Annotated in this window: 21 protein-coding genes; 7 read left to right on the forward strand and 14 right to left on the reverse strand. The window is 68.0% G+C overall.

The genetic code is table 11. From position 1 onward, the window contains the following. Positions 1–6 precede the first annotated feature (6 nt). From AC0CH3_RS07610 to AC0CH3_RS07620, 3 genes are all read left to right on the forward strand, one after another. Positions 7–414: a PTS sugar transporter subunit IIA gene (locus AC0CH3_RS07610; RefSeq protein ID WP_056023348.1), complete on the forward strand. Its 408-nt coding sequence runs from the start codon at positions 7–9 to the stop codon at positions 412–414. Then, on the forward strand, positions 411–683 hold the full coding sequence (locus AC0CH3_RS07615; RefSeq protein ID WP_056023351.1) for an HPr family phosphocarrier protein: 273 nt from the start codon (positions 411–413) through the stop codon (positions 681–683). Before AC0CH3_RS07610 ends, AC0CH3_RS07615 begins: the two co-directional genes overlap by 4 nt. Positions 684–791: 108 nt before the next feature. Continuing rightward, positions 792–1,589, forward strand: coding sequence for a TrmH family RNA methyltransferase (locus tag AC0CH3_RS07620; RefSeq protein WP_465237741.1), 798 nt, complete (start codon positions 792–794; stop codon positions 1,587–1,589). A gap of 9 nt (positions 1,590–1,598) precedes the next feature. Here the strand turns inward: AC0CH3_RS07620 and AC0CH3_RS07625 are convergent, their stop codons facing one another. The 3 genes from AC0CH3_RS07625 to recR all read right to left on the reverse strand — a co-directional run bounded on the left by AC0CH3_RS07625 (position 1,599) and on the right by recR (position 4,548). Next, entirely contained in the window at positions 1,599–3,041 is a 1,443-nt protein-coding gene (locus AC0CH3_RS07625) for a DNA recombination protein RmuC (protein WP_465237742.1), read from the reverse strand. A 354-nt stretch (positions 3,042–3,395) separates the two neighbouring features. Further along, a complete protein-coding gene (gene def, locus AC0CH3_RS07630; protein ID WP_354300006.1) occupies positions 3,396–3,920 on the reverse strand; it encodes a peptide deformylase in 525 nt (174 codons plus the stop codon). Positions 3,921–3,951: 31 nt separating this feature from the next. Further along, a complete protein-coding gene (recR, locus tag AC0CH3_RS07635) occupies positions 3,952–4,548 on the reverse strand; it encodes a recombination mediator RecR (protein ID WP_056023361.1) in 597 nt (198 codons plus the stop codon). Positions 4,549–4,601: 53 nt separating this feature from the next. On the opposite strand from recR, the gene fmt reads away from it, so the two are divergent. Both fmt and truA read left to right on the forward strand, forming a co-directional pair. After that, the gene (gene fmt / locus AC0CH3_RS07640; RefSeq protein ID WP_354300008.1) at positions 4,602–5,516 is read left to right on the forward strand and encodes a methionyl-tRNA formyltransferase; all 915 of its coding nucleotides are present in this window, start codon (positions 4,602–4,604) and stop codon (positions 5,514–5,516) included. Beyond that, entirely contained in the window at positions 5,513–6,271 is a 759-nt protein-coding gene (truA, locus tag AC0CH3_RS07645; RefSeq protein WP_354300010.1) for a tRNA pseudouridine(38-40) synthase TruA, read from the forward strand. Before fmt ends, truA begins: the two co-directional genes overlap by 4 nt. A gap of 72 nt (positions 6,272–6,343) precedes the next feature. Here the strand turns inward: truA and AC0CH3_RS07650 are convergent, their stop codons facing one another. The 11 genes from AC0CH3_RS07650 to dapA form a co-directional block, all read right to left on the reverse strand. After that, on the reverse strand, positions 6,344–7,567 hold the full coding sequence (locus AC0CH3_RS07650) for a class I SAM-dependent RNA methyltransferase (RefSeq protein ID WP_354300012.1): 1,224 nt from the start codon (positions 7,565–7,567) through the stop codon (positions 6,344–6,346). Then, positions 7,564–8,937, reverse strand: a complete 1,374-nt coding sequence (locus tag AC0CH3_RS07655) for an NAD(P)H-hydrate dehydratase (RefSeq protein WP_354300014.1) — start codon at positions 8,935–8,937, stop codon at positions 7,564–7,566. Before AC0CH3_RS07655 ends, AC0CH3_RS07650 begins: the two co-directional genes overlap by 4 nt. Beyond that, positions 8,934–9,302 carry a hypothetical protein gene (locus AC0CH3_RS07660; protein ID WP_354300016.1) on the reverse strand — a complete coding sequence of 123 codons (369 nt, stop codon included), beginning with the start codon at positions 9,300–9,302 and terminating at the stop codon, positions 8,934–8,936. The genes AC0CH3_RS07655 and AC0CH3_RS07660 overlap by 4 nt, the downstream gene beginning before the upstream one ends. Before the next feature lie 16 nt (positions 9,303–9,318). Continuing rightward, a complete protein-coding gene (gene ilvD / locus AC0CH3_RS07665) occupies positions 9,319–11,040 on the reverse strand; it encodes a dihydroxy-acid dehydratase (RefSeq protein WP_354300018.1) in 1,722 nt (573 codons plus the stop codon). Positions 11,041–11,212: 172 nt separating this feature from the next. After that, positions 11,213–11,563 (reverse strand): response regulator, encoded by a 351-nt coding sequence (locus tag AC0CH3_RS07670; protein ID WP_056023383.1) that lies wholly within the window; start codon positions 11,561–11,563, stop codon positions 11,213–11,215. A gap of 47 nt (positions 11,564–11,610) precedes the next feature. Further along, a complete protein-coding gene (locus AC0CH3_RS07675) occupies positions 11,611–13,995 on the reverse strand; it encodes a hybrid sensor histidine kinase/response regulator (protein WP_354300020.1) in 2,385 nt (794 codons plus the stop codon). 58 nt (positions 13,996–14,053) lie between these two features. Then, the gene (locus tag AC0CH3_RS07680; protein ID WP_354300022.1) at positions 14,054–16,123 is read right to left on the reverse strand and encodes a M13 family metallopeptidase; all 2,070 of its coding nucleotides are present in this window, start codon (positions 16,121–16,123) and stop codon (positions 14,054–14,056) included. Between the two features lie 97 nt (positions 16,124–16,220). After that, on the reverse strand, positions 16,221–18,299 hold the full coding sequence (locus AC0CH3_RS07685) for a M13 family metallopeptidase (protein ID WP_354300024.1): 2,079 nt from the start codon (positions 18,297–18,299) through the stop codon (positions 16,221–16,223). 75 nt (positions 18,300–18,374) lie between these two features. Then, positions 18,375–18,860, reverse strand: coding sequence for a DUF2062 domain-containing protein (locus AC0CH3_RS07690; RefSeq protein WP_354300440.1), 486 nt, complete (start codon positions 18,858–18,860; stop codon positions 18,375–18,377). A 78-nt stretch (positions 18,861–18,938) separates the two neighbouring features. Continuing rightward, on the reverse strand, positions 18,939–19,421 hold the full coding sequence (gene smpB / locus AC0CH3_RS07695) for an SsrA-binding protein SmpB (RefSeq protein WP_056023389.1): 483 nt from the start codon (positions 19,419–19,421) through the stop codon (positions 18,939–18,941). 115 nt (positions 19,422–19,536) lie between these two features. Then, positions 19,537–20,436: a 4-hydroxy-tetrahydrodipicolinate synthase gene (gene dapA / locus AC0CH3_RS07700; protein WP_354300026.1), complete on the reverse strand. Its 900-nt coding sequence runs from the start codon at positions 20,434–20,436 to the stop codon at positions 19,537–19,539. Positions 20,437–20,515: 79 nt separating this feature from the next. Here dapA and AC0CH3_RS07705 point away from each other — a divergent pair, with 79 nt between their 5' ends. Together AC0CH3_RS07705 and greB are read left to right on the forward strand one after the other, a co-directional pair. Then, positions 20,516–22,525 carry a lytic transglycosylase domain-containing protein gene (locus AC0CH3_RS07705; RefSeq protein ID WP_354300442.1) on the forward strand — a complete coding sequence of 670 codons (2,010 nt, stop codon included), beginning with the start codon at positions 20,516–20,518 and terminating at the stop codon, positions 22,523–22,525. A gap of 31 nt (positions 22,526–22,556) precedes the next feature. Further along, positions 22,557–23,033, forward strand: coding sequence for a transcription elongation factor GreB (greB, locus tag AC0CH3_RS07710; RefSeq protein WP_333996915.1), 477 nt, complete (start codon positions 22,557–22,559; stop codon positions 23,031–23,033). Positions 23,034–23,066: the final 33 nt, after the last annotated feature.

The following is a 23,066-nucleotide window of genomic DNA, read 5'->3' on the forward strand; positions in this document are numbered from 1 at the left end:
TCTGATATGATCGGCCTAGTTTTGGTGACCCATGGGCGGCTTGCCGAGGAATTCGTCACCGCGATGATTCACGTCGTCGGTCCACAGGAACGCGTCGCGACAATCGCGATCGGGCCTGACGATGATATGGAGGAACGCCGCGCGGATATCGCCGCGGCGATCGCCGACGTCGACACGGGCCGCGGCGTCATCGTGCTGACCGACCTGTTCGGCGGCACGCCGTCCAACCTGGCGATTTCGCTGATGGAACGCGGCCGCGTCGAGGTGATCGCCGGGATGAACCTGCCGATGCTGATCCGGCTCGGGTCGGCGCGCAAGGCGATGACCGTGGTCGCCGCGGTCGCGGCCGCGCGAGAAGCGGGTCGCAAATATATCTCGGTCGCGTCCGAGGTTCTCGGCGAGGCCGCGGCGTGAGCGTCGCACGGACTGTCCTGATCACCAATCGCCGCGGCCTGCACGCCCGCGCCAGCGCGAAGTTCGTCACGCTCGCCTCGTCGCAGAGTTGCGACGTCCAGGTCGAGAAGGACGGGTCGGGCAGCGTCACGGGCACGTCGATCATGGGGCTGATGATGCTCGGTGCCGCAATGGGCGATTCGATCACGATATCGGCGAACGGAGACGGCGCCGACGAAGCCGTCACCCGGCTGGCCGAACTGGTCGAGGCAAAGTTCGGCGAGGACTGATCCGCGGCGAACCAGCCCGCTGCACGGCTTGCCGGAGCGCGTACGGACGGGCATGAGCGGCGCGTGCTCATAGACTTCTCTCCCTCCCGCGCGCTGGACGCCTGATAGATGCCCCGCGAAATCACCGCGTTCTCCAACCCGCTCATCAAATATGTCCGTGATCTGCGCGACAAACGGCATCGGCGAGCGGCGAAGCAGTTCCTGGCGGAGGGATTGCGTATCCTGACCGAGGCGCGAGAGACGGGGCGGCTGCCCCGGACGCTGTTCTACGCCGCCGCGAGCGCGAACCATCCACTGGTCCATGCGCTGTCGATGGACGTCGAGGAGGCGGGTGGCGAGTCGATCCAGACGACGCCGGATATCCTCTCCAAACTGTCGGGCAAGGATAACCCGCAAGCGGTCGTCGGAGTGTTCGACGAGTTCGATACGACGCTGGAGCAACTCGACCGGGAGTCCGCCGGGATCTGGCTGGTTGCCGAGCGGTTGCGCGATCCGGGTAATCTCGGGACGATCCTGCGGACCGGCGATGCGGTCGGCGCGGGTGGGCTGATCCTGATCGGCGAGTCGGTCGATCCGTTTTCGGTCGAGGCGGTTCGCGCAAGCATGGGCGCGCTATTCACGATTCCCGTGGTCAAGACCGAATGGGCGCCCTTCCAGTGCTGGCTCCGCAGCGGACCCGGGCAACTGGTCGGCTTAAGCCTCGATACCGAGACCGACTACCGCGCCGCGCGGTACGCCGCGCCGACGTTCCTGCTCACCGGAAACGAGGCGCAGGGTATGCCCGCCGAGATGGCGGAAGGGTGCGACACGCTGGTCAAGATTCCGATGCTGGGCAAGGCCGACAGCCTGAACGCTGCGGTTGCGACCGCCGTCATGGCGTATGAGGTCCTTGCCCAACAGCGTTGATATAGCGCCTTAACATTCCGGCTTCTCGATCAGCGCCGGTCCCTCCCCCAACGCCAGCGCATCGACCGACGACACGTCCTCGAGATCGCGAGCACCGGTCTCGATATTGAGGTCGCGGAACTTGCGGCCCGTGACCATCAGGCGGCCGTTGAACGAGTTGGTGAAGCCGTTGAAGTTCTTCACCGCGCTGTTCAATCCGACCCCGACCTTGCGGAGATCGTCGGCGACCTTGGCAAGACGGTCGTGCATCTCCTTGCCGAGCTCGCCGATCTTGCGCGCTTCGTTGGCGAGCTTTTCCTGACGCCAGACCGCCGCCACTGTCCGGGCGATCGCAATCAAATTGGTAGGAGTGGCGAGCAACACCCTCTTTTCAAACGCGAAGTCCCACAGGGTCGGGTCGTGCTCGAGCGCCGCCGACAGGAAATGCTCGCCGGGCACGAACATGATCACATAGTCCGGCGTGTCGGCGAACTGGCTCCAATACGCCTTGTTGCCCAGACCGTTGACGTGCGCGCGCATCGACGCGGCGTGCGCCGCCAGACCGATCAGGCGCTCGGCATCGTCGACCGCGCCGAACGCATCCTGATAGGCGTTGAGCGAGACCTTGGCGTCGATCACCAATGCGCGCCCGCCGGGGACGCGGATGATCGCGTCGGGGCGGAGCCGCGCACCGTCGTCGCCGACCGCAACCGAGACCTCGGTCTGGAAATCGGTGTGCTCGCTGAGCCCGCAGGTTTCGAGCACGTTCTTGAGCTGCTGCTCGCCCCAGCGGCCGCGCGACTTGGGCGCGTTGCGGAGCGAGTTGACGAGCTTGGCAGCCTCGGTCGAGACCTTTTCCTGGCCGAGCCGCATCTGCTCGATCTGCCCCTTGAGATCGCCGAACGCATCGCGACGGTCCGCCTCGACCTTGGCGACGCCTTCCTCATAGCGCTGAAGGCGGTCGCTGACCGGCTGGAGCATCGACTTGAGGTTCTGGCCAGCGCTTTCCTCCGACTGGCGGAAGCGCGCGTCGGCGCGGTCGAGAAACGTCTTCTGCGCGTCGTTGAGCAGCTTGTTGGCGACATCGCCGAACTGCGCGGCCATGACGTCCTTGGCCTCGCGCAGTTCGACCAGACGCGCCTCGAACGCCTCGCTGCGCGCATGTTCGGTCGCCAGTTCGGTCCGCGCCGCATCGCGGTCCGCGCGGATCGTCAGCAGATCGCTGCGAAGGCGATCCGCCTCGCCTGCACGTTCGGCGCTCTGCGCGCGGAGCGTGGCGAGATCCTGCAGCGCGGCGTTGCGTTCACGCTCGACCGCATCGCGCGCGGTGCGAATAAGGTCGGCATCGGCCACCCTGGTCTGCGCGACGGCGAGGTCGCTGGCGAGCGTGGCAGCGCGGCGTGACGCCAGCAGCCAGCCGAGCAGGAGCCCGGCAGCAGCCGCAAGCACGGCGACGATCACGAGGTCGGTCATGAATCGATCCACAAGTTGAAGAGGCATACGCGCCGGCGCCGGTGCCCGCCCTGGTCGTCATGATCGATACACGACGACGCGGCAGTGACGGTCTGGCCTGGCATGCCGGGAACATAGGTCGAACACGCCGTGTAGGACAGCAGTATTTTTCCACTGCCTGCCCCGCGCTCTAGCAGCGCTTTTCCGCATTCGAAGCAAAAAACGTAGCGTGGCCACGCCCCGCAGGGCCAACGCTGGCGGTGCTGCGATGGACCGCGCCCGGCCTTGGCCGGGGCGGCGAGCAGTCATTCAGAATCACGCCTAAGTGCGACGCGGGGCGCGTCGGGCGCCAATAACCGCATCACCGCATGCGGGTCAGCCAAGCTTACGCGCCTTTGCCAGCTTCTTGAGTACCATGTCGCGCTTGAGACGGCTGATATGGTCGATGAAGAGGACGCCGTCGAGATGGTCGATCTCGTGCTGCATGCAGGTCGAGAGCAGGCCGTCGAGATCCTCCTCATGCGCTGCACCGGTCTCGTCGAGCCACTTGACGCGGCACCGCGCTGGCCGCGCGACCTCGGCATATTGATCCGGGATCGAGAGGCAGCCCTCGTTGTACGTCGATACCTCGTCGCTGACCGACAGGATCTCGGCGTTGATATACGCCTTGGGATTCTTGATCGGCTTTTCGTCCTCGCCCTGCTCATCCTGCAGGTCGATGACGAGGACACGCTTCTGGACGCCGACCTGCGTTGCGGCGAGGCCGATGCCGTTGGAGTCGTACATCGTCTCGATCATGTCGGCGACGAGCGTGCGGATCGAATCGTCGACCGTCTCCACTGGCTCGGCGACGAGACGCAGGCGGGGATCGGGGACTTCGAGAACGGTCATGACGGTCATACCGCGCAGCTAGGTTTTGCGCCGGGTGCCGTCAAGCCATCGGACGTCGCGCACGAAGCGCCTGCGCCAGCGTGCCCTCGTCGAGATAGTCGAGTTCACCCCCCACCGGGAGCCCGTGGGCAAGCTGCGTGACGCGGATCGGAAAGCGTTCGATCCGCTCGGCGATATAGTGTGCGGTCGTCTGCCCCTCGAGCGTCGCGTTCATCGCGAGTACGACCTCGTCGACGCCCCCCGCCTCGATCCGGCGGACGAGGCTGTCGATGCTGAGATCCTCCGGGCGGATGCCCTCGAGCGCGGAGAGGCGCCCGCCCAGGACATGGAAGCGGCCGGGGAACAGCCGCGAACGATCGAGCGCCCAGAGGTCGGCGACCTCCTCGACGACGCACAGCGCGCGCTGGTCGCGGCGCGGGTCGGCGCATATCCCGCACGGGTTGGTCGTATCGACATTCCCGCAGACGGTGCAGTTCTGGAGCCGTTCGTCGACCGCGGTCAGCGCCTCGCGCAGGGGGCCGAGCGCGGCGTCGCGCTTCTTGAGCAGGTGCAGCACGGCGCGACGCGCGGATCGCGGGCCTAGGCCGGGAAGCCGGGCCAGCGCCTGCGTCAACGCCTCGATCTCTGGGGATGCCATCGGGAACAGATAGGGGGTTGCAAGCCTCCCCGCCAGCGTGTTCGAGGTGGAGCATGCGGATCATCTTCATGGGAACGCCCGAGTTCGCGCGCGACATCCTCGACGCGCTGCTGGTGGCATCGGAACACGACGTCGTCGCGGTCTACAGCCAGCCCCCCCGCGCGGGCGGGCGGCGCGGGCGCGAGCTGGTCCCCTCCGCGATGCAGGTCCGCGCCGAGGCGGCGGGCATTCCCGTCTTCACCCCGACCAGCCTGCGGACGGCGGAGGCACAGGCCGCGTTCGCCGCGCACGATGCCGACGTCGCAGTGGTCGCAGCCTATGGCCTGATCCTGCCGCAAGTCATTCTGGACGCACCGAAACATGGATGCCTGAACGTCCACGGCTCGCTGTTGCCGCGGTGGCGCGGCGCGGCGCCGGTGCAGCGCGCGATCCTGGCCGGCGACAGCGAGACGGGGGTCGGGATCATGCAGATGGAGGCCGGTCTCGACACCGGGCCGGTCCGTCTGGAGGCGCGGACGCCGATCGTCGGGAAGACGACGGGCGACCTTACGCGCGAACTTGCCGCAATGGGCGGGCGGCTGATGCTCGAGGTGCTTGGCGATCTCGACGCGCACCCGGCGCGCGTACAGCCCGACGCGGGCGTCACCTACGCGGCCAAGATCGACAAGGCCGAGGCGCGGATCGATTTCACGAAGCACGCGACCGAGGTCGAGCGGTTGATCCGGGCGATGAACCCGGCACCGGGGGCGTGGTTCGAGTACAAGGGCGAGCGCGTGAAGGTGCTGGCCGCCGACGTGCTGCCCTTCACCTTCCCGGGCAGCGAGGGTATGACGGTCAATGGTGAACTGACGATCGCATGCGGCGACGGCGCGATCCGGCCGACGATCGTCCAGCGCGCGGGGCGCGGCGTGACGTCGGCGACGGAACTGCTCCGCGGCTTCGCGATCCCCTCGGGTACGCAACTTTGACGCGGTTCGCGCTGACGGTGGAATTCGACGGGCGGCCGTTCATGGGGTGGCAGCGGCAGAAGCACGGGCCAAGCGTCCAGGCGGCGCTCGAGGCGGCCGTGCTGAAGATGACCGGCGAGACCGCGTCAGTGCAGGCGGCAGGTCGGACCGATGCCGGCGTGCACGGAATGGCGATGCGTGCGCATGTCGACATCGCGAAGCCGGTCGCGGCGTTCCGACTGATGGAGGCGCTGAACGCGCTGGTGCGGCCCGCGCCGGTGTCGGTGCTGGCGTGCGAGGTCGTCGACGACGACTGGCATGCGCGGTTTTCGTGCATCGGGCGGTCGTACGAGTACCGAATCGTCAACCGCCGCTCGCCGCTGACGTTCGAGGCGGGGCTGGCGTGGCAGGTGCCGCAGCCGCTCGATGCGGACGCGATGGCGGCGGCGGCGGCCGCGCTGGTCGGGCGGCATGATTTCACGACGTTTCGCTCGGCGCATTGCCAGGCGGACAGCCCGGTGCGGACGCTCGACCGGCTCGAGGTGGTGCGCGACGGCGAGCGGCTGTTCATCCACGCGGCGGCGCGGTCGTTCCTGCATCACCAGGTGCGGTCGATGGTTGGGTGCCTCGCGCTGGTGGGCATGGGACGCTGGGCGGTCGACGATGTGGCGGAGGCACTGGCGGCGAGGGATCGCGCGATGCTGGGGCTGAATGCACCGCCCGACGGGTTGTACTTCGTGACGGCCGTGTATCCGCCGCCGTCATCGCGGGCCTGATCCGGGACCCTGGGTCACGCAGCACTGCGCCCGTTACCCTGGGTCCCGACTTTCATCCGGATGACGCGGGCGTCAGGACGGCTGCGCGTCGCGGACGAACTTTGCTGCGAGTTCGACATGCGTCGACCAGCGAAACTGGCCGACCGGCTGGATCCAGTCGATCCGCCACCCCGCCGCGCACAGGTCCTTCGCGTCGCGCGCGAAGCTCGCCGGATTGCACGAGACGTACATGATGACGGGCGTCTTGCTCTCGGCAAGCGCCGCCATCTGCTCGCGCGCGCCCGACCGCGGCGGGTCAATGACGACCGCGTCGAACCGGTCGAGCTCGGCGGTCGTCAGCGGGCGGCGGTACAGGTCGCGGTGCTCGGGATAGACCGGACGCTGCAACCGGTGCGCGGCCGCCTTCAGCGACGACAGCGCATCGCGTGCGCCCTCGGCGGCATAGACCTTGGCGGGGATCGCGAGCGTGAAGGTGCCGAGCCCCGCGAACAGGTCCGCGACCGTGGCGGGTTTGCCGATCGCCTCGAGCACGGCATCGGTCAGCGCGGCCTCGCCGTCGGGAGTCGCCTGAAGGAACGACGCGGGCGGCAGCGGCACGGGGACGCCGCCGAGCGTGATCGTGACCGCGTCGGGCTCCCAGCGTGTCTCGGGCCCGAGGCCGTCGTCGAACGCGACACGCGCGACCTTGTGCGTCTCGCAGAACCGGGTGAGCGCCTCGGCGGCGGCGAGGCCTTCGGGTGCGAAGCCGGTGATGAGGATATCCGCGCCCTGGTCGGCGAGCGTCAGGTGGATGTCGGCGCGGCGGCGGAAGTTGAGCCGCCTGAGCAGCTGGCGGAGCGGCTCGACGAGTGCGAACAGGCGCGGATCGAGAATCCAGCATTCCTTGATGTCGACGATCGTGTGCGCCTTCTCGGCAGTGAAGCCAAGCGTGATCCTGCCCCCCTTGGCCTCGGCGTGGAGCGTCGCGCGGCGGCGACTGCGTTCGGGCGAGACGTGCGGCGTGCGTAGCGGGGCGGACAGCCCCTGCCCGTCGAGCGCGGAGGCGATCCGGTCGGTCACGAACTCGGCATAGCTCTGGTCGTCGAGATGCTGGAGCTGGCAGCCGCCGCAGGTCGGGAAATGGACACAGGGCGGCGTCTGGTGGTGGACCCCGTGCGTCACGGTGCCATCGGGTGCGAGCGTGTCGCCGGGCGCGGTCAGCGCGGCGTGGCGACCGTCCGCGGTGATGCCGTCACCGCGCGCGGCAACGCGGATGATGAGGTCGGGGGCGATGTCGGGCGTGATGTCGGAGGTCATGCCGACGCTCTGGCCGACCGGAGCGCATCCGCCAAGTCATCGGCGATAAATGCCGGTCCCGACCGGCGCGCGGCGTCGCCGTGGAGCCACACTCCGGCACAGGCGGCGGCGAACGGATCGAGCCGCGCCGCCATCATCGTGCCGATCGCGCCGGCGAGCACGTCGCCCGTCCCCGCGGTCGAGAGCCAGTCGCTCGCACCGTGCGCGATCCGGACGCGGCCGTCGGGCGCGGCGACGACGGTGTCCGCGCCCTTGAAGACGACGACCGCAGCCGCGCAGACCGCGGCATCGCGCGTGCGCGTGATCTTGTCCGCATCGAATCTGCCGAAGAGCGCGTCGAATTCGCCCGCATGCGGCGTCAGGATGACGGGAAGCCCGAGTGCCGCGATCCGCGCTGGGTCGAGCAGGCGGAGCGCGTCGCCGTCGATGACGAGTGGGTGGCCTGCGGCGAGCGCCGCGTCGAGCCGGGCGCGCGCGCGATCGTCGCGGCCGAGCCCCGGGCCGATGACGACCGCGCCGATCCGGTCATTGGCGAGCGCCGCGTCGGTCAGTGGCGCGCGGACGAGCGCGTGGGGCGCGCCTGCGGTGTCGCCGAGCAGCGTCACATAGCCGGCGCCCGCGCGCATCGCGGCGTGGGCCGCCAGCTCCGCTGCGCCCGGCATGCCACCCGCGACGACCGCCACCATGCCGCGCGTATATTTGTGCGAATCGGGGCCCGGCGCCGCGAGCACGGGCGGCGCAAGGACCGCGGCCTCGCTGATGACGGGGACGCCGATGTCGAGCAGGCGGATCGTCCCGCAATAGCGCGCGGCGGGCTGGAGCAGATGCGCGGGCTTCACCGCACCAAGTGCGAGCGTGAGATCGAAGACGGGGGGCGTGCTGAGCGCCGTGCCCGTGTCGGTGGCGAGGCCGCTCGGCAGGTCGATCGCGATGCTGACACCCGCGGCGTCGGCCAACGCGCGAAGCTGCGCCGCCGCCGCATCCAGCGGGCGCGTCAGGCCGGTACCGAACAGCGCGTCGACGAGCACCGGGACGGGTCTGGCATCGGCGAGTGTTTCGACGGGGCCGCACCACCCTGCTCTTGCCGCCTTCGCCGCATCGGTCCGGGGCTCGGACAGTGCCGCGACGCGGACCGTCGCGCCCAGGTCCGCGAGCACGCGCGCGGCGACATAGCCGTCGCCGCCATTGTTGCCGGGGCCGCACAGGATGAGAATGGCGTTCGCCCCCGCGAGGCGACGGACCGCGTGCGCGATGCGCGTGCCCGCACGGTCCATCAGCGTGTCGACCGAGACGCCGGTTGCGATCACCGCCTCCTCGGCCGCGCGCATCTCGGCGGCGGTCAGGACGGGCTGGCCCTCGATCGGGATCATGAGCCGGTTGCCTCCGCGCGGACCGTTGCCGGAAGACGGTAACGCTCGGTACCCAGCGTCACATCCATGCTCCCCGCCGCGGGCACCGTGACACGCGCCTGCTCGGCCCCGTCGGCGGCGACGACACCGCGGCCGTCCGCCGTGACGCGCAACCGACGAAACCCGCCACCGGGGTGACGGATCGTCAGGACGATGCCGTCAGGCCGCGCAGCCTGTTCGATCGTGCAATCGGCCACGAGCGCGGCGTTGCCCTTCGCACACGGGATATGCATCGCCGCCTGCGCGTCGTCGCGACGCTGCGCCGTCTCCGAAGCGCCCGGCTGCTCCTGCCCGCAGGATGCGAGCGGGAGCGAAAGAAGGGTCACAACATACTGCGATCGTCTAGATATCCGCGTAGACATGGGTTTCGGCTGCGGCTCCGGGATGCGTGACCGCACCCTTGTACGCCGGACCGACGGTCTTGGCATAGCGCCAGAGTGCGCCCGAGCCATAATCGGTCGGGCGCGGGACCCAGGCGGCACGACGCGCGGCCATCACGCCCTCGGGAACGTCGAGATCGATCGTCCCCGCCTCCGCGTCGATATGGATGATGTCGCCGTCCTCGACGAGCGCGATCGGGCCGCCATCGGCGGCTTCGGGGCCGACATGGCCGATGCAGAACCCGCGCGTTCCGCCCGAAAAGCGCCCGTCGGTGATCAGCGCGACGCTCTCGCCCATGCCTAAGCCATAGAGCGCGGCGGTGGTCGACAGCATCTCGCGCATCCCCGGGCCGCCCTTGGGCCCTTCGTAGCGGATGACGATGACCTCACCCTCGTTGATCTCGCGGGCCTCGACCGCCGCGAACGTGTCCTCCTCGCAGTCGAACACGCGCGCTGGCCCGGAGAACTGGAGGCGGTGCATGCCGGCGACCTTCACGATCGCGCCGTCGGGGGCGAGACTGCCGCGTAAGCCGACGACGCCGCCGGTGGGGGTCAGCGGCGTGTTGATGTCGTAGATGACCTTCTGGTCGGGGTTCCACGTCACCTGGTCGATATTCTCGCCGAGCGTCTTGCCCGTGACCGTCATGCAGCTGCCATCGAGGAAGCCGCCGCTGAGCATCGTCTTCATGAGCATGTAGACGCCGCCGGCCTCGTACATGTCCTTGGCGACATACTTACCGCCGGGTTTGAGGTCGGCGATGTACGGGGTCGTCTTGAAGATCTCGGCGACGTCGAACAGGTCGAACTCGATCCCGGCCTCGGACGCCATCGCGGGCAGATGCAGCGCGGCGTTGGTCGAGCCACCCGTTGCGGCGACGACGCGCGCGGCGTTGATGAACGCCTCCCGCGTGCAGATGTCGCGCGGACGGATATTATCTGCCAGACACTCCATGACCTGCGCCCCCGCGGCCACCGCGATCTGTTCACGCGTCGTGTACGGTGCGGGCACCATGTTGCTGTTCGGAATGGACAAACCGATCGCCTCTGCGACGCAGGCCATCGTGTTGGCGGTGTACTGGCCGCCGCACGCACCGTGACCGGGGCAGGCAACCTTCTCCAGCGCATGGACTTCGGACAGCGGGCACGCGCCCGCCGCATATTTGCCGACGATCTCGAACACGTCGACGACGGTGACGTCGCGCTCCTGATAGCGGCCGGGCAGGATCGAGCCGCCATAAACGAACACCGACGGGATGTTGAGGCGCAGCATCGCCATCATCATACCGGGAAGCGACTTGTCGCAGCCGGCAAAGCCGACGAGCGCGTCGTAGCAATGGCCGCGGACCGAGAGTTCGACCGAATCGGCGATGACCTCGCGGCTGACGAGGCTCGCCTTCATCCCCTGATGCCCCATCGCGATACCGTCGGTGACCGTGATCGTGTTGAAGCGGCGTGGCATGCCGCCACCCTGGATGACGCCCGCCTGTGCGGCATCGGCCTGCGCGTCGAGCGTGGTGTTGCAGGGTGCCGAGTTGTTGCCGGCGGACGCGAGGGCGACGAACGGCCGGGCGATATCCTCCTCGGGAATCCCCATCGCATAGTAATAGCTGCGGTGCGGGGCGCGTTCGGGACCAACGGAGACGTGACGGCTCGGCAGGCGTGATTTATCGAATGTGCGGGTCATGGCGACCGCCTATGTCGCGGGAAGGGGCATTCGCGCAAGAGAGTTGCGTCGATTTTTGACGCGAGCACGCGAAACTGTCCCGCCCTTGCAGAACGCAGAGGGGCTCATTCGCGCGAAACACGGGTCACGGTAGTATTAACTCTGGGTCCTGACTTTCGTCAGGATGACGGCGTCACAGCGCTTCGAGGGCCTTTGCCACGCCGTCCATCGTGAAGGGCTTCTGCAGGCGGGGGCGGTCGCGGAATTCGGGTGCGACGCCGTCGTCACCGCCGCCGGTGGCGAAGACGAACGGCACGCCCTGCGCCGCGAGCGCCTCGGCAACCGCGGTGCTCTTTTCCCCACCGCGCAGATTGACGTCGAGGATCGCGCCGTCGACGCCGCCCTGCGCGATTCGCGACAGGGCATCGGCGACCGTGTCGACCGACCCGGCCACGGCCTTGTCCAAGACCTCTAGAAAATCCTCGAGCATCATGGCGATCAAGGGTTCATCCTCGACGATGAGGATTTGCTGGGGAACGTTCATCGCACCGCCTTAGGCGGGATTGTTACAGTCTGCCAACACCTTGTTGCTTAACGTCCGGCAAGTACGTCGCGCGCCGCCTCGGCGAGCTGCTGCACGGAGAACGGCTTGGGGAGAAATTCGACATTGTCGAGGTCGATCGACTTGCGAAGCTGTTCCTCGGCATAGCCCGACATGAAGACGATCGGCAGGTCGGGATATTTCTCGCGCGCGTGGCGGACCATCGTCGGTCCGTCCATCGTCGGCATGACGACGTCGGTGATGAGTAGGTCGGGCCGGCCGTTGCGCGCCATCACCTCGAGCGCGATCTCGCCATTCTCCGCCGTGAGCACGCTGTACCCCTGCCGCGTGAGCGCACGTTCGGCCACCGCACGGACCATGTCCTCGTCCTCGACCAGCAGGATCGTCCCCGTGCCCCAGAGATCCGCGGGCTTGGCGGCGGGTTTGGGGAGCGTGAGCCGCGGCGCGGCAGGCGCGGCATGGACGGGCAGGAAGATGCTGAAGGTCGCCCCCTGCCCCGGCTTCGATTCGGCGAAGATATACCCGCCCGACTGTTTGACGATGCCGTATACCGTCGAGAGCCCGAGTCCGGTTCCCTTGCCGAACTCCTTGGTCGTGAAGAACGGCTCGAAGATCTTGGGCAGTACGTCGGGCGGGATGCCGGCGCCGGTGTCCTGGACGATCAGCGCGGTATAGTCGGCGATCGGCAGGATGTCGGATGCCATCTGGCGGACCTCGGTCGAGGAGACGCCGCGCGTGGTGATCGTCAGCGTCCCGCCGCCACGGGGGTTGGCGGACAGGATCGCGTCGCGCGCGTTGACCGCGAGATTGACGACGACCTGTTCGAGCTGCCCCGGATCGGCGCGCACCGGTCCCAGATTGCGCCCGTGCATCATGTCGAGACGGACGGTCTCGCCCATCAGCCGCTTGAGCAGATTGGAGACTTCGGAGACGACATCGGGAAGCTGAAGGATCTGCGGGCGCAGCGTCTGCTGGCGGCTGAACGCGAGCAGCTGGCGCGTGAGGCCGGCCGCGCGGTTCGAATTGGTGCGGATCTGCTGGATGTCGTCGTAATCGCTGTCGCCAGGCGAATGGCGCATCAGCATCAGGTCGCAGTGCCCGATGATCGCGGTCAGGATGTTGTTGAAATCATGCGCGACACCGCCCGCCAGCTGGCCGACCGCCTGCATCTTGGTCGCCTGCGCGACCTCGCGCTTCAGACGCGATTCCTCCGAATTGTCCTTGAGGCTGAGCAGGACCGCGGCGTCGCCGAGCCCGCGCGCGCCGGCGATGGTGAGCGCGACGGGTTCGTCGGGGTGATCCTTGAGGCGGACCGCCATGTCGGTCGAATGCGTGACCCCGCCCGCGAACCGGCGGATCGCGTCGGCGACCGCGGCCTTGTCCTCGCGCACGACCAGATCGCCCGGATAGAGCGGCGGAACCGTGCCGTTGACGCCCGCGGCACGCAGGAACGAGTCGTTCATCTGGATGAAGCGGCCGTCGCGGTCGACCAGTGCCATGCCGAACGGCATCAGGCTGACGAGATTGCTGACATGCGCGGACGCGCTGGCGCCGATCGCGGGGGCGTTCTCCTCCTCGTCGAGCAGCATGACAAGGACGGGCGCATCGTCGCCCTCGATGAACGGGACCTGCAGGACGCGCAGCGGCGTGCCGATCAGCCCCTCATGCGCGAACCGGACGAGCCCGCGGCTGTCGGTGACGAGGAACCGCGCGAAGTCCTTGCCCTCGATCAGGTCCTGCCCGTCGCCGAGCGCGCGCGCGCGAAGCACGCGGTTGGTCGCGCGGATCCGGCCGTCCGCGGTAATGAGCGCGACCATGATCCCGCTGCTGCCGAGGCGATCGCCGGTCGGGCCCGCGATCAGCCGCTCGACGGTCTGCGCGAGGTCGTATTCGGGCGCGGTCAGGAACCGCCAGACGAGCATGTCGGCCTCGTCGCCCGCGCGCGTGACCTCGGCGGACACACGCAGCCCGTTGGCGACGAGGCGTTCGGCGATCGCGCGACCGTCGCGCCACGCGGTGCGGCCCGCGTCACCGAGCGCGGCGACGCCCGCGTCGTCGAGCGGCAGCCCGGGGGGCGTCGGGAACCCGGCGAACAGCGCGTCATAGGCATCATTAGCACAGACCAGCCGGCCCGCACGGTCGGTCACCGCGACCGCGTCGCTGCTCGCCTGCGCGATCGCCCGGGTGAAGTCCCAGTCGATCGCGCGCGGATCGCTGCGGCGTTCGGGCGACAGCGCGTGCCACGCCCAGATCGCGCCGACGACGAGGATCGCCGCGCCGAGAAATCCTGCCGCGACCAGCATGTTGCCGATCAGGAACAGCACGAGCCCCGCCGCCCCCAGGCCGACGATACCGGCGATCAGCCCCGCCGTGCGAAGCGGCGATACGGGGGTGTTGAGCGGAAGCGAAACCATGCGCGGGTCTTCCGCCGTTCCGGGGTTCAGCGTCAAGCGCGATGTCCGCTCCCGCGCGTCACCAGATGCGGACCCGCTGATCCGGCGTCAGGTACAGCTTCTGCCCAGGCTTGGGCTGATAGGCCGCGTACCACGGGTCGAGATTGCGGACGACCGCGGCGCGCTGCTGCGAGGGCGAGTGCGGATCGGTCAGCAGCCGCTGGCGCAGATTGGCCTCGCGGTAGTTGCGCCGCCAGACCTGCGCCCAGCCGAGATAGAAACGCTGGTCCGCGCTGAACCCGCCGATGGCCGGCGGCGTCCGGCCGCCGAGCGACGTCATATACGCGTCGTGCGCGACCGTGAGCCCGGCGAGATCGGCGATGTTCTCGCCCATCGTCAGCTGGCCCTTCACATGCAGCCCGGGAAGCGGCTCATACGCGTCATATTGCGCGCCGAGCTTGCCCGTCAGCGCGGTGAAGCGCGCGACGTCCTGCGGCGTCCACCAGTCGGTCAGCTGTCCCTTCGAATCATATTTCGAGCCCTGATCGTCGAAATGATGGCTCAGTTCGTGACCGATCACCGCGCCGATGCCGCCATAATTGACCGCCGGATCCGCCTTGGGATCGAAGAAGGGCGGCTGGAGGATCGCGGCGGGGAAGACGATCTCGACCATGCCGAAATTGGCATAGGCGTTGACCGTCATCGGCGTCATGCCCCACTCCCAGCGCTGGAGCGGCTTGCCGAGCTTGGCGACGTTGTCGCGGTGCTGCCATTCGTTCGCGCGCCAGGCGTTGCCGAACGCGTCGCCCGCAGTGATCGTCAGCGACGAATAATCCTTCCAGCGGCTCGGATAGCCGATCTTGGGCGTGAAGGCGGCGAGCTTGGCATGCGCCTTGACCTTGGTCTCGGGCGCCATCCAGTCGAGCTTGTCGATCCGCGCGTCCATCGCGGCGATGACGTTGCGGACCAAGCTGTCCGCGGCCGCCTTGGTCTCGGGCGGGAAGTATGTCGCGACGTAGATCTTGCTGACCTCGTCGTCGAGCGCACCGCTGGTGAACTGTACGCCGCGCTTCCACCGCGCCTCCTGCTCGGGCGTACCGCCGAGGACGGTGCCGTAGAATGCGAACTGCTCGGCATCGAACGCCTTCGGCAGCACGTCGGCATAATTGTCGAGCGAGCGCAGGATCAGCTGATCCTTGAGGACGCCGATCGGCGCGGATGCGACGAGCTTGGCGATGCCGGTGATCGCGGAGGGCTGCGCGACGATGACGGTCGGGACGGGCGTGCCGATGCCCTTGAAATAGCCGGCGAAGTCGAAGCCGGGCGCCTTGGCGGCGAGATCGGCGACGGTCATCTTGTTGTAGGTCTTGGTCGCATCGCGGCTGTCGACGCGCGTCCAGCTGACCCTGGCGACCTCGGTCTCGAACGCGAGCAGCGCCGCGGCGCGCGCCTGTGCATTAGGTTCACCGGCGAGCGTCAGCATCTTGGCGATATGCGCCTGGTATGCGGCGCGCGCCTCGACGAGCTTGGCGTCGGTGCTGAGGTAATAATCGCGGTCGGGCATGCCCAGCCCCGACTGGCCGAGCGACAGCGCGTACTGCTCGGGGCTCTTGTCGTCCTGCCCGACGCCGCTGCCGAACGGCCCGCCGATCCCGGCGCGGTCCGCTTCGGCGAGCAAGGCGGGATAGCCTGCCCGGTCCTTGAGCGCGGCGATCCGGCCGAGCCATGGACGGATCGGCGCGAGTCCCTTCACCTCGATCGTACCGGTGTCGAGGAACGTCGCATAGGCGCGCCCGATCTTGGACTGCGGATCCTTCGCCGCCGTGTCGAGGATACCGCGCGTACGCGACTCCGACAGGTCGGACAGCAGGTTGAACGAACCGTAGTTCGACTTGTCCGCAGGGATCGGCGTCGCCTTCGCCCAGCCGCCATTGGCATAGGCGTAGAAATCGTCGCCCGGCGCGACCGTCCGGTCCATGCCCTGCTCGTCGAAGCCGAACGACCCGAAGGTGGGGCCCGCTTTCGCGGCCGGCTCGGCTGGAGCAGGCTGGGTCGCGGCGGGCGCGACGGTGGTGGATTGCGAAAGCGCGGCGGTGACGCCGGTGAGCGCGGACGCGGCGAGCAGGCCGGCGACGAGAACGGTCTTCATCATTGTCTCCAGACTTCGTCGTCGTGACGAAGCGGGTCAGGGGGCGGCGTCGAGCCCCGGCATCACGGGGCTCGACGCAAGGGGTCGGCGCGTCGGGTTACCAGACGCGAATGCGGTCGGCCGGTGCGAGGTAATAGGCCTGGCCCGGCTTAACGTCGAATGCGGCATACCAGGGGTCGAGGTTGCGCACGACATAGCTGCGCCACGCGCTGGGCGTGTGCGGATCGGTGGTCAGCTGCTGGCGGATCGACGCTTCGCGCGCCTTGTTCTGCCAGACCTGCCCGAAGCCCATGAAGAAGCGCTGGTCGCCGGTATAGCCGTCGAGAACCGGCGCGGGCTTGCCTGCGAGCGAGATCTTGTAGGCGTCATACGCGACGGTCACGCCCGCGAGATCGGCCATGTTCTCGCCAAGCGTCAGCTCGCCGTTCACCTTCGCGCCCGCGATCGGCTCATAGGCGCCGTACTGCGCGACGACCTTGTCGGTATACGCCTTGAAGCGCGTCACGTCCTGCGGCGTCCACCATTCGGCGAAATTGCCCTTCGGGTCGAACTTGCGGCCCTGATCGTCGAAATGATGGCTCAGCTCATGCCCGATCACCGCGCCGATGCCGCCATAATTGACCGCGGGATCGGCGTTCGGATCGAAGAAGGGCGGCTGCAGGATTGCGGCGGGGAAGACCACCTCGTTCATCACCGGATTGGCATAGGCATTGACCGTCTGCGGCGTCATGAACCACTCGCTGCGATCGACCGGCTTGCCGATCTTGGCGAGCTGCCGGTCATATTCGAACGCGGTCGCACGGTCGGCGTTGCCGAGCACGTCGCCCGCCACGACCTTGAGCGACGTGTAGTCGCGGAACTTGTCCGGATAGCCGATCTTGGGCGTGAACGCCGCGAGCTTGGCGCGCGCCTTGACCTTGGTCTCGGGCGCCATCCATTCGAGCTTCGACAGCCGGATGTCCATCGCCGCGATCAGGTTCCGGACGAGCTCGTCGGCCTTCGCCTTCGCCTCGGGCGGGAAATATTTCTCGACATAGACCTGGCCGACCGCCTCGCCGAGGCTGCCGTTGACGAGGTCGACGCCGCGCTTCCAGCGCTCCTTGAGCTGCGGCGTGCCCGACAGGACGGTGCCGTTGAACGCGAAGTTGGCATTGACGAACGGCGACGACAGCAACGGTGCCGACTTCGCGATCGTGTGGAAGGCGAGATATTCCTTCCAGGTCGCGATCGGCGTCGCCGCGACGATCTTCGCGGTGCCCGCCAGCGCCGAGGGCTGGCCGACGATCACGCGCGACTGGCTGCCGAGCCCCTGTGCGTCGAGCATCGTCTTCCAGTCGAAGCCGGGCATCTTGGTCGCGAGCGCCGCGGCCATCTCGGGGTTGTAGCCCTTCTCGACCTGACGCTGTTCGGCGCGCGTCCAGTGGACCTGCGCGATCGCCTTTTCGAGATCGAAGATGCGCTTGGCGGCGCCGGCCGGATCGGCCTGGCCGGCAAGACGCATCATCGTCGCGACATAGTCCTGATATTTCGCACGCGTCTCGACGAACTTGGGGTTGTCGACGAGGTAATAGTCGCGGTCGGGCAGACCGAGACCGCCCTGCCCCAGATACACCGCGTAGACGGTGTTGTCCTTTAGGTCCTGCTGCACGCCGGCACCGATGGGAACGTCCATGCCGTTGCGCGTCGCGTCACCGAACGCGCGCGCGAGATCGGTCTGCGTCCTGATCGCGGCGATCTTGGCGAGATAGGGCTTGAGCGGCGCTGCGCCCTTCGCCTCGATCGCCGGCGCGTCCATGAAGCTGGCATAGGTGGTGCCGATCTTGTCGCGAACGCTGCCCGGCGCATTCTGCGTCTTGGCGGCCTCGTCGATGACGGCGCGCGTGCGCGTGTCGGACAGGTCGCGCAGGATTGCGAAGCCGCCCCAGCTCGAGCGGTCCGCCGGGATCTCGGTCCGCTCCATCCACTTGCCGTTGACGAAACGGTAGAAATCATTGCCCGGCAGGACCGACTTGTCCATCGCGGTGGTGTCGACCCCGAAGTCGCCGAGCTTGGGCTTGCCGGCGGGTGCAGCCGTCGCGCCCGGACCGGTCGCGGTCGGTGCGGGACCCTGGCTCTGGGCGAACCCGATCGTCGAAACGGAGGCAAGCAGAAGGGCAGCGAAAATCGGCGTGCGCATCGGTGATCCTTGAAAAGATAAGGCCTGAAACTGGGCGTGTTGTACGCCGATAATACGCCTCGTCAATTCGGGATTCTAGGCGTTCCTGCCGAGATGGCGATGACGCCATTTACGCGCGATCCACAGCCGCCAGCCGAGCGCGCTGAGCGCATACCCGCCAATCGAAGCGACGACCGTGATGACCAGCAGACCCAGCGCGGTGGCCGGCCCGGCCTGCATCAGCCACGGGATCCAGTCTGCCTGCGCCGCGGCCTCGGCAACGGGCTGGCCGGGGACGTGCGCGTCGATCCGCAGCAGCCAGGATCCGATCCAGTAGGCCGCGATCCACAGCGGCGGTGTCGTCAGTGGATTGGTTATGAACGTCGTCAGCGCCGCGGTCGGCACATTGGCCCGGAACGGCAGCGCGAACAGCGCGGCGACGGGGGTCTGTGCGACCGGGATGAGGATGCCTGCGACCATCCCGAGCGCGACGCCGCGCGGAACCGAACGCCGCGTGAAACGCCACAATTCGGGCGCGAGAACGCGGTGCGCGACGGGACGGAGCAGCCGGTTGCGCTCCATCGATTCGCGGGTCGGCAGATTGCGATGCGACCACGCCGCGAGGCGTCCGAAGATACCGACCGGCGTCCCGCTCACGGCCTATCCACGATCCCGCATGATCCGGCCCTGCTCGCGCTTCCAGTCCTGTTCCTTCACCGAGTCGCGCTTGTCGTGGTTCTGCTTGCCCTTGGCGAGCGCGAGCTCGATCTTCGCGCGGCCCTTGGAATTGAAATAGATCATCAGCGGCACGAGCGTCATGCCCTGGCGCGCGACGGCGCCGTGCATCTTGTTGATCTCGCGCTCGTGCAGCAGCAGCTTGCGCGGGCGCTTGGGCTCATGGTTGAAGCGGTTGCCGTGGCTGAATTCGGGGATGTTCGAATTGACCAGCTGGACGGTTTTGCCCTTCACCTCGGCATAGGCCTCGGCGATGGAGCCCTCGCCGCCGCGCAGCGCCTTCACCTCGGTGCCGGTTAGCGCGATCCCCGCCTCGAAGACCTGCTCGATGTAATAGTCATACCGCGCGCGCCGGTTCTCGGCGACGATCTTGGTCTTCTCGAAGGTGGGGGGTTTGGGACGTGCCATGCGATGCGCGATGTAGGAGGTCGGAGCGCGAAGGGGAAGCGGGCGCGGTATCCCGCAGGATGTTAATTGTCGGTCCCCGCGTCATCCTGACTTTCGCCAGGGTGACGCAAGGGGATCAGGCCAAGCCTGCGTGGGCGAGCGCTGCATCGACTGCGGCGCGCGCGGCGTCGCCGGCGGGGGTCATCGGCAGGCGCAACGTCTCCGGGAACCCGGCCCGCACGCGCGCCATGGCATATTTGACCGGACCCGGCGACGCGTCGGTGAATAGCGCGTCGTGCAAGGGATAGAGCTGATCCTGATAGGCGAGCGCCTTGACGAAATCGCCCGCCTGGCACGCCGCCTGGAAGTCCGCACAGAGCCTCGGCGCGACGTTCGCGGTCACCGAGATGCAGCCCGTACCGCCCATCACGTTGAACGCGAGCGCGAGATCGTCATTGCCCGACAGCTGGCAGAAGTCTGGCCCGCAGGCGGCGCGGTGCTGCGACACGCGCGCGAGCACGCCGCTGGCATCCTTCACGCCGACGAACACGTCTGGAAACGCGGTCACGACGCGCGCCAGCGACGCGGGCTGGATATCGGTGACGGTGCGGCCGGGCACATTGTACAGGATGATCGGCAGCGGCGCGTCGGTGGCGAGCGCCTCGAAATGCCGGAAGATCCCCTCCTGGCTCGGGCGGTTGTAATACGGCGGGACCATCAGCGCGGCGTCGGCGCCGGCATCGCGCGCCGCGCGCAGGTTCGCCGAAGCGACGCGCGTGTCGTTCGATCCTGCCCCCGCGATCACGGGCACACGGCCTTTCGCCTGATCGACGCAGACGCGGACGACGTGAAAATGCTCGTCATAGCTCAGCGTCGCCGCCTCGCCCGTCGTGCCGCACGCGACGAGCGCGGACGAGCCCTCGGCGATCTGCCATTCGACAAAATCGCGGTAGGTCGCCTCGTCGAAACTGCCGTCCGCGGCGAAGGGTGTGACGAGCGCCGGGATCGAGCCGGCAAACTGGGAACCTGAAACCATCGGTGTATCGCGCTCCTGCTGCGCTGAAATCGGGTATTTCGTTCAGGACAGATACGGGTTGAAGCGCTATCCTGTCCACATGGTAGCATTGGCGTTTAAATCGACGATCATTCTGGCGGCGCTCGCGGGCACCGCAATCGCGTCCGGGGCCGGGCAGGAAACGCTCGATCGGTATCGGACGCAGCTCGCCAATATGGGGCCGCAGGCACAGACGACCGCCGCGCCCGCGTTCAGCGATGGCGCGATCGCCGCGACGATCGCGCAGTGGCGCGCGTTGCAGCAGACCGACGCGTTGCCGTTCGACAGCTATGCCGGGTTCCTGATGGCGCATCCCGGCTGGCCGAACGAGACCGCCAATCGGCGTGCGGCGGAACGCAAGGCGACGACCGGGGCACCGGCGAACGTCGTCGCGTTCTTCACGCGCTATCCACCGCAGTCCGCGACGGGCAATCTCGCCTTCGCGCGCGCGCTGATGGCGTCGGGGCAGCGCGACCGCGCCTATGCCGCGGCGCGCACCGCGTGGCGATCGGGTGGGCTTTCGCCGACCGACGAGGTCATGGTGACGACGGGGTTTGCCGGCGCGCTGACGCCCGAGGACCAGGACGCGCGGATGGACGCGTTGCTGTGGTCCGGGCAGACGAGCGCGGCGCAGCGGCAGATCATACTGGTCAGCCCGGCACGGCGTCCGCTGTTCGAGGCACGGCTCGCGTTCCGGACCAATGCCCCCAACGCCTCCGACCTGTCGGCGGCGACGCAGGAGACCTATCGCAGCGATGCGGGCTATGTCGCCGATCGCGCGCTTTGGCTGCGCAATGCCGGGGCGAGTCCGACCGCACGCGCCTGGCTCGCACGGCCGCGATCGCTGACGACGCGTCCTGGCAATCCGGCGAAATGGTACGAGACGCTGGTGACCAACGCGCGCGGCGCGGCGAACGACGGCCAGTGGCAGACCGCGTACGACATCGCGCGGCAGATCGACGATGCCTATCCCGCCGGCGCGAACATCTCGGCGAAATCCTATGCCGAGCGTGACGAATATACCAATCTGGCGTGGCTTGGTGGCCAGGCGGCGATGAAGCAGCTTGGCCGACCCGCCGATGCGATGACGCTGTTCGACCGCTATGCGCGCGGGTCGAGCTCGCCCGTGGTCCGGTCGCGCGGCTATTACTGGGCCGGGCGCGCTGCCGAGGCGGCCGGGCGCGCGGCGGATGCCACAGCCTTCTATACGCAGGCGGCGGGCTATCGCGATCAATTCTATGGCCAGCTCGCGACCGAGCGGATGGGGCGCACGCTGACCCCGCCGCCGCCAATGGCGAGCCTCGCGATCGCACCCGCGGTGCGCGCGGCGTTCGACCAGCGCGAAACGGTCCGCGCGGTGCGGTTCCTCGGCCGGATCAACGACTGGCAGGATCAGACCGCGTTCGTGCGCCAGATCGCGGCGGATGCGACCAGCGACACCGACCATGTGCTGGCGGCCGAGCTGTCCAAGTCGATCAACCGTCCCGACCTCGGCGTGATGGTCGGCCGCAGCGCACTGACCAACGGGCTGAGCGACTATTCGGCGGCGGGGTTCCCGACCGTCCCCGTGCCCGCGGGGTATGAGGACAACTGGACGATCATCCACGCGATCTCGCGGCAGGAAAGCCAGTTCGATCGCGCTGCGGTCAGCCATGCGGGGGCCCGCGGGTTGATGCAGCTGATGCCCGCGACCGCGCGCGAGCAGTCGGGGAAGATCGGGCTGAATTACGATCAAGCGGCGTTGACGAGCGATCCCAATCTGTCGATCATGCTGGGGTCGAGCTACTTCCAGCGGATCTATGCGAACTATGGGAGCTATCCGCTTGCAATCGCGGCGTATAATGCCGGCGGCGGCAACGTGAACAAGTGGCTGCGCGCGAATGGCGACCCCCGGACAAGCGCGGTCGACATCGTCGACTGGATCGAGGCGATTCCGTATCAGGAGACGCGCAACTATGTGCAGCGCGTGATCGAGAATGCGGTCGTGTACGATCTGATGAACCCCGCGCGCGCCAAGAGCCGCGTCGCGACGCGGACGTCCTGGTATCTCGGCAAGAACCGCCCGGGCTGATCGGGGCGGCTGCTCCTGCTGACAGATGACGATGGATCGCCCGAACTACATCACGCCCGCCGGCTATGCCGTGCTGCGCGCGGAATATGAGCAGCTCCTGGTCGGCGAACGGCCGAAGCTCGTCGAGACGATCTCATGGGCGGCGGGCAATGGCGACCGGTCGGAGAATGGCGATTACATCTATGGCCGCAAACGCCTGCGCGAGATCGACCGGCGGCTTGGCTGGCTGTCGAAGCGGATGAAGGCAGCGAAGGTGATCGATCCCGCCGCGCAGGAGGACCGGTCGCGCGTGTGGTTCGGCGCGTGCGTAACGGTCGCCGACGAGGATGACGCGCACCGCACGCTGACGCTGGTCGGCGACGACGAGACCGATGCGGGCAATGGCCGGATCGGCTGGAATTCGCCGTTCGCGCGCGCGTTGCGCGGCGCGGGCGTCGGCGACGTTCGACGCGTCGACCTGCCCGCGGGCGAGCGCGAATATGAAGTGATGGCGATCCGCTACCCCTGACGAACGTGCGTGGCGGCATGGTCGGGGATGGCG

The organism is Sphingomonas sp. AC449 (genome assembly GCF_979253475.1).

Coding starts and splice junctions, on each gene's coding strand:
- AC0CH3_RS07610 (WP_056023348.1), top strand. CDS start 7: ATGATCGGCCTAGTTTTGGTGACCCATGGGCGGCTTGCCGAGGAATTC.
- AC0CH3_RS07620 (WP_465237741.1), top strand. CDS start 792: ATGCCCCGCGAAATCACCGCGTTCTCCAACCCGCTCATCAAATATGTC.
- AC0CH3_RS07625 (WP_465237742.1), bottom strand. CDS start 3,041: ATGACCGACCTCGTGATCGTCGCCGTGCTTGCGGCTGCTGCCGGGCTC.
- def (WP_354300006.1), bottom strand. CDS start 3,920: ATGACCGTCATGACCGTTCTCGAAGTCCCCGATCCCCGCCTGCGTCTC.
- recR (WP_056023361.1), bottom strand. CDS start 4,548: ATGGCATCCCCAGAGATCGAGGCGTTGACGCAGGCGCTGGCCCGGCTT.
- fmt (WP_354300008.1), top strand. CDS start 4,602: ATGCGGATCATCTTCATGGGAACGCCCGAGTTCGCGCGCGACATCCTC.
- AC0CH3_RS07650 (WP_354300012.1), bottom strand. CDS start 7,567: ATGACCTCCGACATCACGCCCGACATCGCCCCCGACCTCATCATCCGC.
- AC0CH3_RS07655 (WP_354300014.1), bottom strand. CDS start 8,937: ATGATCCCGATCGAGGGCCAGCCCGTCCTGACCGCCGCCGAGATGCGC.
- ilvD (WP_354300018.1), bottom strand. CDS start 11,040: ATGACCCGCACATTCGATAAATCACGCCTGCCGAGCCGTCACGTCTCC.
- AC0CH3_RS07670 (WP_056023383.1), bottom strand. CDS start 11,563: ATGAACGTTCCCCAGCAAATCCTCATCGTCGAGGATGAACCCTTGATC.
- AC0CH3_RS07675 (WP_354300020.1), bottom strand. CDS start 13,995: ATGGTTTCGCTTCCGCTCAACACCCCCGTATCGCCGCTTCGCACGGCG.
- AC0CH3_RS07680 (WP_354300022.1), bottom strand. CDS start 16,123: ATGAAGACCGTTCTCGTCGCCGGCCTGCTCGCCGCGTCCGCGCTCACC.
- AC0CH3_RS07685 (WP_354300024.1), bottom strand. CDS start 18,299: ATGCGCACGCCGATTTTCGCTGCCCTTCTGCTTGCCTCCGTTTCGACG.
- AC0CH3_RS07690 (WP_354300440.1), bottom strand. CDS start 18,860: ATGGAGCGCAACCGGCTGCTCCGTCCCGTCGCGCACCGCGTTCTCGCG.
- smpB (WP_056023389.1), bottom strand. CDS start 19,421: ATGGCACGTCCCAAACCCCCCACCTTCGAGAAGACCAAGATCGTCGCC.
- dapA (WP_354300026.1), bottom strand. CDS start 20,436: ATGGTTTCAGGTTCCCAGTTTGCCGGCTCGATCCCGGCGCTCGTCACA.
- AC0CH3_RS07705 (WP_354300442.1), top strand. CDS start 20,516: ATGGTAGCATTGGCGTTTAAATCGACGATCATTCTGGCGGCGCTCGCG.
- greB (WP_333996915.1), top strand. CDS start 22,557: ATGGATCGCCCGAACTACATCACGCCCGCCGGCTATGCCGTGCTGCGC.